This window comes from Athalassotoga sp., from assembly GCF_049965695.1.
In the GTDB taxonomy this organism is placed as follows: domain Bacteria; phylum Thermotogota; class Thermotogae; order Mesoaciditogales; family Mesoaciditogaceae; genus Athalassotoga.
This window is the reverse complement of the sequence record NZ_JBMFWB010000009.1, coordinates 64,511-75,141: the sequence shown is the minus strand read 5'-3', so window position 1 is coordinate 75,141 and position 10,631 is coordinate 64,511. Positions and strand designations below refer to the sequence as shown.

Here is a 10,631-nt window from a genome sequence, read left to right as displayed (position 1 = left end):
GCATCCGGCAGATTGATAGAGCGAGAAGATGTACGTCTGGGATGTGTTGCTGAATGCAAATATATCACAAGTTGAATAATACGGGCGGTGATCAGTAAATGATATGATAAAATATCGCTGGGAGGAGAGATGAATGTCAAAAGTGTTAATAGTTGGCGAGATGCTCATCGACATGGTTTCGCAGGAATATGTTGATGATCTTGGTTGGGCAGATAAATTTGAGAGACATTTCGGGGGGTCGCCCGCGAATATCGCGGTTAATCTTTCCGACCTGGGTGTGAAAGCCACTTTAGTCTCGAGGATTGGTAACGACCCGATGGGTAAAGCCCTTGTTGATAACGCAAAAAAGAGAGGTTTAGAAACAAAGTACATTCAAACGGATCCAACAAAACCTACTACCTTTGTCATAGTCTCAAAATCTAAATTGACGCCTCAATTCATTCCTTTAAGAGGTGCGGATACATCAATTGAAATGCCGGAACTTTCTCTTTTTGATGGGGTAGAATTTTTTCATTTCAGCAGTTGGCCAATCTCACACAGAAAATCAAGAAAAACTATCCTTGACATGATCGAATACGCGCATGAAAAAAACGTCAAGATATGTTTTGATCCCAATTACAGAAAAGTCTTGTGGGAGAACGGCGGGGATGGATCGAGGTTTGTGAAAAAAATGCTGGCTGATGTTTTTCTATCTAAACCTTCAGAGGATGATGCCTTTCACATATTCGGATCGATGGACGAAATGGCATACGTGAAAAAATTTCACGCATATGGGGTTAAAAATGTCGTTTTAACTTTGGGCAAAGACGGCGCTGTTGTTTCGGATGGCAAAAGATTGAAAAGGTTTAATTCTCTTGCAAGGCACGTGGTTGATACAACCGGGGCTGGCGATGGTTTTTGGTCAGGCATGTATTACGTTTTGACGAACGGCGGAGACATTTTCGAAGCGGCCCAGTTTGGAAGTGCAGTTGCCGCTTTTCGTGTTGAAAGATTTGGAATTGATGAAAGAATAGACAAAGAATTCATAAAAAAGGAATTTTTATCATGAAGGTCATCTTTGTAAATCCTCAAGGAAATTTCGATTCAAAAGACAGCAAATTGTCATCCCATCCGGATTTTGGAGGTCAACTTGTCTATGTAAAGGAAGTTGCAACGGCAATGAATAAACTTGGAATAGACGTTGATATAGCGACAAGGAGGATAGAAGATCCGAATTGGCCTGAGTTTTCTTCAAAATTCGATGGATATTCTGACAGCAACGTGAGGATCGTGAGGCTTGATTTTGGTCCGAAATCATTTTTACCAAAAGAAAAACTCTGGACGTACCTCGGAGAATTTTCAAAAAACATGGCCGAATTTTACGCAAAGGAAAAAATAAATTTCATAACAACCCATTACGGTGATGGTGGAATTTCCGGTGCAATGCTTGCTAAATATCTCAAAGTTCCATTTTCCTTTACAGCACATTCGCTTGGTGCCCAAAAGATGGACAAATTGGGCGTAAATTCTCAAAACTTCGTTCAATTAGATGAAATCTACAATTTTTCCGCAAGGATTCTTGCCGAAGGGACATCGATGAAGTGTTCATCTTTCAACGTTGTCAGCACAAAAATGGAGAGGTTTGATCAATACGGCCACAAACTTTACAATAAATTCGTAAGCGTCGATGATGATAAATTCAAAGTTATTCCTCCCGGCGTAAACACGAGGATTTTCAAAACAGAAAAAGACGGAAACGAACAAATCGTAAGAGAAAAACTCGAGAAGACAGTCAAAAAAGTTAAATCCCTTTTGATCCTTTCAAGCAGGCTTGATCCGAAAAAAAATCACATTTCGGTGCTTAAAGCATATGCCTCAAGTAAAATGTTGAAGGACAAATTTGATCTTTTGATCGTGACCAATGGATTTGAAAATGTGTATGAAAATGCTGAAAAATACGATCAGCCGGTGATAAAAGAAATTCTTGATTTTGTGTTTCAAAACCATCTCAAAGATAAAGTGCATTTTTTGGATATACGAAATCAAAAAGATCTCGCTGCACTTTACAGAGTTGCATCGGAGTCGCGATCTGTTTTTGAAAGCGTTGCGCTTTACGAACCTTTCGGTCTTGCCATAATAGAGGCAATGGCGTGTGGTCTCCCTGTTGTAGCGACCAAAAATGGTGGACCTGTTGATATAATAAGAGAAAAATTCATGGAAGGATTGATAGTCGATCCTCAGGATATAGAAGATATACGCGTTAAAACGGAAAAATTGATCGATCCTGATTTTTACGATCAGGTCAGAGTAAATGGAATAAAAAGAGTTTTATCAACTTACACATGGGAATCTACTGCCAAGAGATATCTTGAAAATATAGATAAAAAGCAATTTGAGTATAAAGATTTTGATATTCCGAATTGTTTTTACAGCGGATCTGATTTCCCAAAATTGTTGATATAACTGAAAGGGGGTTTCTATGGATTTTCTGAAAGGATTCACGGATGTTGTTGAGAGGATCAGAGTAAAACCTTTTGTTTTGGCTCCCGTTTTTGGTGTGCTTTTGATAACTTTAATTTTCAATTTGATCTTGTACGGTTTAAGAGGAGACGTGAGATTTGGAAATTTCTTTTCCATTTTGATGCTATCTTTCATATTTGGAGTTATAGAATGGGCTCTGGCAATTCTTGCCGTCGGAATAACGACATCTATGATGATGGAGAATAAAAAATTTGGAAAAAAAGATTCAAGGATGTTTTTTAACTTTTTTGCCTTCTCCATCTTTATGGCTTTTTTTCTCATGGTAGGCTTTGAAATTAACGTTATAGTGGGTCTTATAATGCTACTTTTGATACTTTACATTCCAAATTGGTTTGTAACATCGAATGCATGCGATCTGTATGGAGGATTCGAATGGAATCTTTCTTTTATCTTTCGAGGAATAAGATCGGCTTATGCCTTTATCCTCATCATAGGAACTGCTTTGTTAACACTTGTACCTTACGCAGGCATTTATCTTGCGATTTTCTTTTACGTTGTTTGGACGGCAAACACTTACATGCATATAATGGAAAACCAAAAATGAAACCGCTTTCGCGGTCTTTGGTGGGTGTGACAGGGATCGAACCTGTGGCCTCTTCCGTGTGAGGGAAGCGCTCTCCCTCTGAGCTACACACCCTTTTAACTTTTTTATTGTACAATATGATAGGTAAATATGTCAAGGAAAGGTGAGATGACAAATGGATAAAGAAGCAATGACGAGATACCAGTTATGGTTAAACGATCCATCAATTTCGCAGAAAGATAAAGATACGCTCAAAAATACGGATCAAGCAGAATTGCAGGATGCGTTTTACAAAGACCTCGAATTTGGTACTGGAGGAATGCGCGGCGTGATGGGTCTTGGTGCAAATAGAATGAATTTTTACACGGTCGGCAGGGCAACACAGGCGCTTGCCAATTACGTCAACAAAACAGTGAAGTCAGATAAAAGCGTTGCCATTTCCTACGATACAAGACATTTTTCGAAGGATTTTGCAATTGAATCGGCCGAAATTCTTGCTCAAAATGGTATAAAAGTTTATCTTTTCGACGATTTCAGGCCAACCCCCGTTTTGTCATTTGCCGTGAGATATTTCAAAGCAACTGCCGGCATAATGATCACGGCAAGTCATAACCCCCCACAATACAACGGCTATAAAGCTTACTGGTCAAACGGAGCACAGGTAATTCCTCCTCACGATGAGGGGATCATAAAGGAATACGAAGCGATAAAATCTTTTGGTGAAATAAAAAGTATGCCCATAGAAGATGCCAAGAAAAAATCACTTGTTGTTATGATAGGCAAGGAAGTAGATGAGGCATATTTCAAAAAAGCTCTTTCTTATTCTTTCGGGATTCATTCAAAAGCATTGAAGATCGTCTATACCCCTTTGCACGGCACGGGAATAAAGATAGTGCCCATTTTACTTCAAAGAGATGGCTTTGACTTTTACTCTCAAAAGGAACAGAGTATTCCGGATGGCGCTTTTCCAACCGTCAATTATCCAAATCCCGAATTTGACGAGGCATTCAAATTATCCATAGCAGACGCCAAAAAACTTGGATCAGACATAATCGTTGCCTCAGATCCGGATGCAGATCGTATGGGAGTTATGGTAAAGCATGACGGAAATTATGTCAGGGTAAATGGAAATCAGATAGGAGCTCTGCTCTTGAATTTCATACTTGAGATGTATTCAAAAAAAGGAATGCCTAAAAATCCAGTGGTGATAGAGTCGATAGTTTCATCCAAACTGTTTGCCAAGATAGCAAAGTCTTTCAACGTTGAAGTCAACGAAGTTTTGACGGGATTCAAATGGATATGTAACGAAGCGGACGATCTGAGATCCAAGGGGAAAAACGTTTTTTTCGCTTACGAAGAAAGTTATGGATACAACGTAGGAGACTTCATATACGACAAGGATTCCGGTACGCCGATAATGATAACATGTGAAATGGCGACTTATTACAAGCAAAAGGACATGACCCTTGTGGATGCCATCGAAGAACTCTACAAAAAATACGGTTATTACCTTGAGGATCAACTTTCACCTGTTTTCGAAGGAGAGGCAGGCGTTGCAAAAATAGAAGGCATAATGAAAAAATTAAGAGAAAATCCCATAAAAACACTTGGGGGTTACAAATTAACAAATATAGTAGATTATTCAAAAGGACATGACCATCTCCCACCATCTGATGTTTTAAAAATGGAATTTGGAGATAGACTGACCATATACGGAAGGCCTTCTGGAACAGAACCGAAGGTGAAATTTTATTTCATGATAATGAACATGGAAAACCTTGCGAGTGCTAAAGCGCTCCTCGAAAAAGTGAAAACGGAATTTTCTGAATTTTTGAATTCAATAGAGTGATAAGATGAGTCTTAAACTTTTTTTAAGTGATTTGCACATCGGCGATGGCGCGGCAAATGATGATTTTGTTTATGATTTGGAATTGGTTAGGTTGTTGAATCAACTCAAAGATGTGGATGAAAAATATGAAATAGTCATAATAGGAGACGGACTTGAAATTCTTGAAGGCGAATCTGTTAGGAAAATTGGCCTGGTCAATTTCGATCAGATATGCAAATCTGTGGACAAAGATGCGGTTGAATCGATAATAAACAGGCATAAATCGGTTTTCGAATTCTTGAGATCTCTTGCAAGGACAAACAAAATACATTACATCGTCGGCAATCATGATTATTACCTACTCGTCAACGATGAGTTAAGAAAGGCATTCACGGATTTCATGAATTCGGATAATTTCGAGATCATTCCGCATTTTTACGATGAAGAAAACGGAATTTTTGCCCAGCATGGAAGTCAGCATGATCTCATGTATTCTTTTACGATTGGGAAAAACGGCGACCTTATTCCTCCACTGGGAGATTACGTCACGCGTTACACGATGAGTAGTTTTGAACCTATGCTTAAGTCAGTCCACCTACCTACGGAAATTGTAAGAGATTACGATAACGTAAGACCTACGATGGATGCCGTGGACTGGCTTGAATACATAAATTCCGTTTACAAAATACCCGTTGATCTGGTTGGAGAATGGGTGAAAAGTTTTTTAAAGATCTTTAACACTCAAGAGTTTGACAGATGGATAAAAAGCCGGTTTCCAAGGGCTTATGGATTCGGAGAATTTTTCTTCAGAAATTCGATTTTTTTCCAGATGGGAAGAAAAATAACAAGGTGGGGCGATGAAATTCAAAGATTCAGAGGCACAAATTACCTGAAATCAAAAGCCGAAAAAATTCTAAATTCATACAACATGCCTCAATGGAGAATAGGTGAAAAAGACGTGGCTGGTTATTCAAAAGCATTGCCACAAATAGATTACTCCAAACTTAAAGTTGTTCTTTTCGGTCATAACCATCTTCCTGGATTTTACGTCATTCCAACTCCGCAGGGAGCAAGGTACTACGTTAACACGGGTACATGGAGACCTCTTGTGGAAAAATCTCGTGGGAAATGGGGACAGTTGATTTTTCACAAGAAGATAGAATTGAATTACGCCGTGATCGAAACAAATAAAGGTGAATCGGTAGTCGAGACACATCTTGTCAGCAGGGTGGTTTTGAATTGATAAAAGCGATCGTGGATTTTTTTTCCAACATTTACATATGGGCAGCCGTGATTTCATGGATTACAGCCCAAATCATCAAGATAATTATAACGTTTTTCAAAGAAAAAAAATTCGATCTCAGATTATTCGGTTCAACAGGGGGTATGCCGAGCGCTCACTCGGCAACGATAGCCGGCATAACCTTCGCCATCGGTAAAGGAATCGGCTTTTCAAGTCCAGCCTTTGGTATTTCTTTTATAGTTGCCATCATCGTCGTGACAGACGCACTTCATTTGAGGCGCGAGGTGGGTCATCATGCCGAAGTCCTTGAAGAGATAACGGGAGGACATTTCAATTCCAAAGCCGGCCATAAATTGTCAGAAGTGCTCGTTGGCATAGCGGTGGGCGCCGTCATAGGCCTTTTGATATGAGGTGATTCAATGGATTTTGAACTTGTTACAAAACTAAAACCGAAAGGTGATCAGCCTGAAGCCATAAATTCGCTTGTGGAGGGCATAGAAAAGGGAGAAAGATTTCTAACACTTCTCGGCGTTACCGGATCCGGCAAGACATTCACCATGGCAAGCGTTATAGAAAAGATAAAAAGACCGGCGCTGGTTATCTCTCCAAATAAGACTCTGGCAGCACAGTTGTATCGAGAATTCAAAGGGTTTTTCCCTTACAACAGGGTTGAATTTTTTGTGAGTTACTACGATTATTACAGGCCAGAGGCTTACATTCCATCCAAAGATGTTTACATAGAAAAAGAGGCCGATATAAACGAAGAAATAGAAAGAATGAGACTGTCTGCGATGAAATCCGTCGTAACTCGAAAAGATGTCATCGTGGTGGCGAGCGTTTCATGCATATACGCATCCGGAGATCCTAAGGATTTCCGCGACATCAACCTTTCCGTTGAAAGGGGTAAAAGTTTAGACAGAAGGTATCTCCTCAAAAGGTTATCTTCAATGCAATACAAAAGGTCGGATGCGGAAACGGATCCCGGTACCTTCAGATTGCATGGAGAGATACTTGAAGTACATCCTCCTTACGAAGAAAATGCCGTTCGTATAGAATTTTTTGACGATGAAGTTGAAAAAATTTTAATTATCGATCCGGTCAGCAGAAAGCCACTTGATCAGATAGACAGGATAATATTTTATCCGGCACGTGAATTCACGACAGATCAAAAAAACATAGAAAATGCCATCAAACCAATAAGAGAAGAACTCAACATGAGACTCAAAGAGTTTGAAAATCAGGGCAAATTGCTCGAAGCCGAAAGACTCAAGCAAAGAACGAATTACGATATAGAAATGCTCCAAACCATGGGATATTGCAACGGCATAGAAAATTATTCAAGACATTTCAGCGGTAAAAAAGCCGGCGAACCGCCATGGACTTTGATGGATTATTTCGGTAAAGATTTAATAGTTTTCATGGATGAATCCCACATTGGCGTGCCGCAACTTATGGGTATGGTAAGGGGAGACAGGAGTAGAAAAGAAAGTCTTGTGGAATATGGTTTTAGATTGCCAAGTGCATTTGACAACAGACCTCTGAAGTTTGAGGAATTTCTCGAAAGGGCTCCCCAAGTCGTCTTTGTATCCGCGACCCCGGGTCCTTATGAACGAAAAGTATCTTTGAGAATTGCCGAACAAATAGTAAGACCAACCGGCCTTGTCGATCCTGAAGTTGTCATAAAGCCGACGATAAATCAAATAGACGATCTCATAAACGAGATGGAAATCTTAAAAAAGCGCGGTGAAAGGGCACTCGTTGTGACTCTTACGAAAGACATGTCTGAAAAACTCAGCGCTTATTTGGTTGAAATGGGATACAAATCCGAGTATCTTCATTCCGATCTCGATACCATCGAAAGAATGAAGGTCCTGACGAGATTAAGAAAAGGAGAGATAGACGCCATCGTGGGCGTTAACCTCTTGAGAGAAGGCCTCGATCTTCCGGAAGTATCTTTGGTTGCCATACTTGATGCGGACAAAGAAGGCTTTTTGAGGTCTACAACATCTCTTATTCAAACTATGGGTAGGGCCTCAAGAAATATAAACGGAAAGATAATACTTTACGCCGATACCGTTACTGATTCGATGAAAAACGCAATTGAAGAAGCGAGTCGAAGAAGGCAAAAACAAGTGGCCTACAATCTTGAGCATAATTTGAAACCTGAAACGATTCAGAAAGAAATAGATGAATTCTTCATGGGACTTCAAACCGAAGATAAGAAAACCTATCAAAATGTTGGCGATGATGTCAAAGAAGTTATCACACTTAAAGAAAACATCGGCACAGACGAGTACATCGAAATTTTGTCCGAGAAGATGAGAGAGGCCGCAGACGATTGGAGATTCGAGGAAGCCGCTTTTTACAGAGATGAGATAAGGCGTGTAAAAAATGGCAAATAAAGCATTTGATGCGAGATACATACTGCAATACGGTCAAATAATCGGCATAGATGAAGTGGGGCGCGGTGCATTGGCCGGCCCTGTGGTTGTCGCTGCCGTAATCTTAAACAAGTTCATAGAAGGAATCGATGATTCGAAAAAATTGACGAGAAAACAACGTGAATATCTGTCAGAAGAGATCATCCTCAATTCTCAATTTGCTTTTGGAATTGCCACTCCGACCGAAGTTGACATTCACAACGTAATCGGCGCAACAAGAATGGCGATGGAAAGAGCGTATAAAAATTTAGGCATAAAGGCTTTTGCCATCGTCGATGGCCTTGAAATGGGATTGAATTTCGATCATGAATGTATAGTCAAAGGAGACGCTAAAAGCGCATCGATTGGCGCTGCATCCATAATTGCAAAAGTTTACAGAGACAACATCATGAGAAAATTGGACATATTTTTTGAAGGATACGATTTCATTCATAACGTTGGTTATGGAACTAAAAAACACATGACTGCCCTCGGAAAGTCAGGCCCGACTATCTTTCATAGACTTACATATCTTCCCGTTCTTAAATCCATAGAACCTTCGAAAATAGAGAAATGGATCTTTGAAGGTAAACTTTCAGAAGATAGGTTAAGAAAAATGTACACGCACAGCATGTGGTGTAAGTGACGTGCTCTCTTTGCACCAATGTCTAATTTACGCCTGACATCACCGACATCTTGATTAAAGTTTCATAAACGAAATTTCTCATCTCTCTTGTAAAAATTGCAGTTTTATGATCGGCAAATTTTCTAACGTCTTTTCTTACTTTTTCAATTGATTCCGCAACCTTCAAAAGTAATTCCTTTTGAAGATTTTCTTTCTCAAAAAACTCTTGTAAAATTTGAATTGCCTCTTCTAAATCTGAAAGTGTTTCTCCCCATTCTTCGTATTCTTTAATCCATGGTATTATTTCTTGAAAGAATTTAATATCAGGCATCATCATGATCAATATATCTGAATATATTTTTATTTCTTCGGATTCTTTTTTGATAGAAGATAATAAATCTGCAAATTTTTCTTCAGAATAAAACTTTTCAAATCTATTTATCAGCAATTTTGCGTGTAAAGACTCTGCAGGATGAAGGGGACTAACGACGTTGTAAGAAGAAAAATGATAAAATGCATTCCTTATTTTTTTCGAAACAAATTCCGATACAGCCTTTTCAAACGCCTTTTTGTGATTGTAATTGTAAGGATCTTTGAAAAAGTAAGAAGCAGTTACAAGAGGTATCTTTGAAGGTTCCATTTGAATCATAGGATTAAGAATAAAGCCGGAGGCATGATCCAAAACACCTGGTTCTCTATTCATGTAAGGGCCTATGTGTAACTCACTTGCCATATGCAAATCGTTGACAGGATAATTATCCCAGTAAATTGGCTTTCTTTTCAAAATATTTTCAATTGAAATGGCATCTTTCGTCGTTATATTTTCAGAACAAATTTGTGGACCTGTCCATAAGATGTAAATTTTTTGATCAAGTTCTTTTCCAAGTGCTTGAACATAATCCGATCTTCCATCACCATGATATATTGTGGGACATAACATAAGTTTCAAATCTGGAACTTTAAGTTCCAATTTTTTGTAAACCTCATGTGCAAAATGAATTTGAGCATGAACAAGATCTGGAAATTTTCGAATATCACGATCGTTTTGAAGCATTTGAGGTATGTCATCAAAAAACAAGCCAAAAATTCTAATTCCTATATCATAAAATGAAAGCATTTTTTCGACAAATAAATCCACTTCTTTTGGTTTTGAATAAACTAATGAAAGGCCGGGACTTAAAGCAATGCTAAATTCAACGTTTGCGTTATTTCCAACATTTACCAATTCTTTGAAATCATTTAACATATTCTGGGGATAAGGTTCTCTCCATTTAGCCCTATGAAAAGGATCACCCTTTGGAGCGTAAACGTAAAGATTATATCCATGGTTACCAAGAAATTTCATCATATCAATTCTTGAATCTCTTGACCAAGGTTTGCCATAAAATCCCTCAACTATTCCTGTGAATTTCATTTTTCTCCCTCCATTGATTTTTTATAAAGTAAGAGGAACTTTTCAGTTCCTCTTACCT

The 10,631-nt window shown here is 38.8% G+C and carries 9 protein-coding genes and 1 tRNA gene; 8 read left to right on the top strand and 2 right to left on the bottom strand.

Going from position 1 to position 10,631, the window contains the following annotated elements:
* The first annotated feature begins 133 nt into the window (after positions 1 to 133).
* Genes ACP5NR_RS04355 through ACP5NR_RS04345 form a run of 3 tightly spaced genes read left to right on the top strand, consistent with a single transcriptional unit; the run spans position 134 to position 3,064 of the window.
* Positions 134 to 1,048: a carbohydrate kinase family protein gene (locus tag ACP5NR_RS04355; RefSeq protein ID WP_428004652.1), complete on the top strand. Its 915-nt coding sequence runs from the start codon at positions 134 to 136 to the stop codon at positions 1,046 to 1,048.
* Positions 1,045 to 2,442 carry a glycosyltransferase gene (locus ACP5NR_RS04350; RefSeq protein WP_428004651.1) on the top strand — a complete coding sequence of 466 codons (1,398 nt, stop codon included), beginning with the start codon at positions 1,045 to 1,047 and terminating at the stop codon, positions 2,440 to 2,442. Before ACP5NR_RS04355 ends, ACP5NR_RS04350 begins: the two co-directional genes overlap by 4 nt.
* Positions 2,443 to 2,458: 16 nt before the next feature.
* Positions 2,459 to 3,064 carry a hypothetical protein gene (locus ACP5NR_RS04345; RefSeq protein WP_428004650.1) on the top strand — a complete coding sequence of 202 codons (606 nt, stop codon included), beginning with the start codon at positions 2,459 to 2,461 and terminating at the stop codon, positions 3,062 to 3,064.
* Between the two features lie 18 nt (positions 3,065 to 3,082).
* Here ACP5NR_RS04345 and ACP5NR_RS04340 read toward each other — a convergent pair.
* Positions 3,083 to 3,157 (bottom strand) — tRNA-Val (locus tag ACP5NR_RS04340).
* 61 nt (positions 3,158 to 3,218) lie between these two features.
* Here ACP5NR_RS04340 and ACP5NR_RS04335 point away from each other — a divergent pair.
* Genes ACP5NR_RS04335 through ACP5NR_RS04315 form a run of 5 tightly spaced genes read left to right on the top strand, consistent with a single transcriptional unit; the run spans position 3,219 to position 9,180 of the window.
* A complete protein-coding gene (locus tag ACP5NR_RS04335) occupies positions 3,219 to 4,892 on the top strand; it encodes a phospho-sugar mutase (protein WP_428004649.1) in 1,674 nt (557 codons plus the stop codon).
* 4 nt (positions 4,893 to 4,896) lie between these two features.
* Positions 4,897 to 6,114, top strand: coding sequence for a metallophosphoesterase (locus ACP5NR_RS04330; protein ID WP_428006015.1), 1,218 nt, complete (start codon positions 4,897 to 4,899; stop codon positions 6,112 to 6,114).
* Positions 6,111 to 6,524 (top strand): divergent PAP2 family protein, encoded by a 414-nt coding sequence (locus tag ACP5NR_RS04325; RefSeq protein WP_428006014.1) that lies wholly within the window; start codon positions 6,111 to 6,113, stop codon positions 6,522 to 6,524. Before ACP5NR_RS04330 ends, ACP5NR_RS04325 begins: the two co-directional genes overlap by 4 nt.
* A gap of 9 nt (positions 6,525 to 6,533) precedes the next feature.
* Complete coding sequence (gene uvrB, locus ACP5NR_RS04320; protein WP_428004646.1) at positions 6,534 to 8,516, top strand: excinuclease ABC subunit UvrB; 1,983 nt, start codon at positions 6,534 to 6,536, stop codon at positions 8,514 to 8,516.
* Complete coding sequence (locus ACP5NR_RS04315) at positions 8,506 to 9,180, top strand: ribonuclease HII (protein WP_428004645.1); 675 nt, start codon at positions 8,506 to 8,508, stop codon at positions 9,178 to 9,180. The genes uvrB and ACP5NR_RS04315 overlap by 11 nt, the downstream gene beginning before the upstream one ends.
* Positions 9,181 to 9,202: 22 nt before the next feature.
* Here ACP5NR_RS04315 and ACP5NR_RS04310 read toward each other — a convergent pair whose 3' ends face one another.
* On the bottom strand, positions 9,203 to 10,573 hold the full coding sequence (locus ACP5NR_RS04310) for a protein O-GlcNAcase (protein ID WP_428004644.1): 1,371 nt from the start codon (positions 10,571 to 10,573) through the stop codon (positions 9,203 to 9,205).
* Positions 10,574 to 10,631: the final 58 nt, after the last annotated feature.

Excerpts from the sequence above, each read along its gene's own strand:
- ACP5NR_RS04355 (WP_428004652.1), top strand. The coding sequence starts at position 134 with ATGTCAAAAGTGTTAATAGTTGGCGAGATGCTCATCGACATGGTTTCG.
- ACP5NR_RS04350 (WP_428004651.1), top strand. The coding sequence starts at position 1,045 with ATGAAGGTCATCTTTGTAAATCCTCAAGGAAATTTCGATTCAAAAGAC.
- ACP5NR_RS04345 (WP_428004650.1), top strand. The coding sequence starts at position 2,459 with ATGGATTTTCTGAAAGGATTCACGGATGTTGTTGAGAGGATCAGAGTA.
- ACP5NR_RS04335 (WP_428004649.1), top strand. The coding sequence starts at position 3,219 with ATGGATAAAGAAGCAATGACGAGATACCAGTTATGGTTAAACGATCCA.
- ACP5NR_RS04330 (WP_428006015.1), top strand. The coding sequence starts at position 4,897 with ATGAGTCTTAAACTTTTTTTAAGTGATTTGCACATCGGCGATGGCGCG.
- uvrB (WP_428004646.1), top strand. The coding sequence starts at position 6,534 with ATGGATTTTGAACTTGTTACAAAACTAAAACCGAAAGGTGATCAGCCT.
- ACP5NR_RS04315 (WP_428004645.1), top strand. The coding sequence starts at position 8,506 with ATGGCAAATAAAGCATTTGATGCGAGATACATACTGCAATACGGTCAA.
- ACP5NR_RS04310 (WP_428004644.1), bottom strand. The coding sequence starts at position 10,573 with ATGAAATTCACAGGAATAGTTGAGGGATTTTATGGCAAACCTTGGTCA.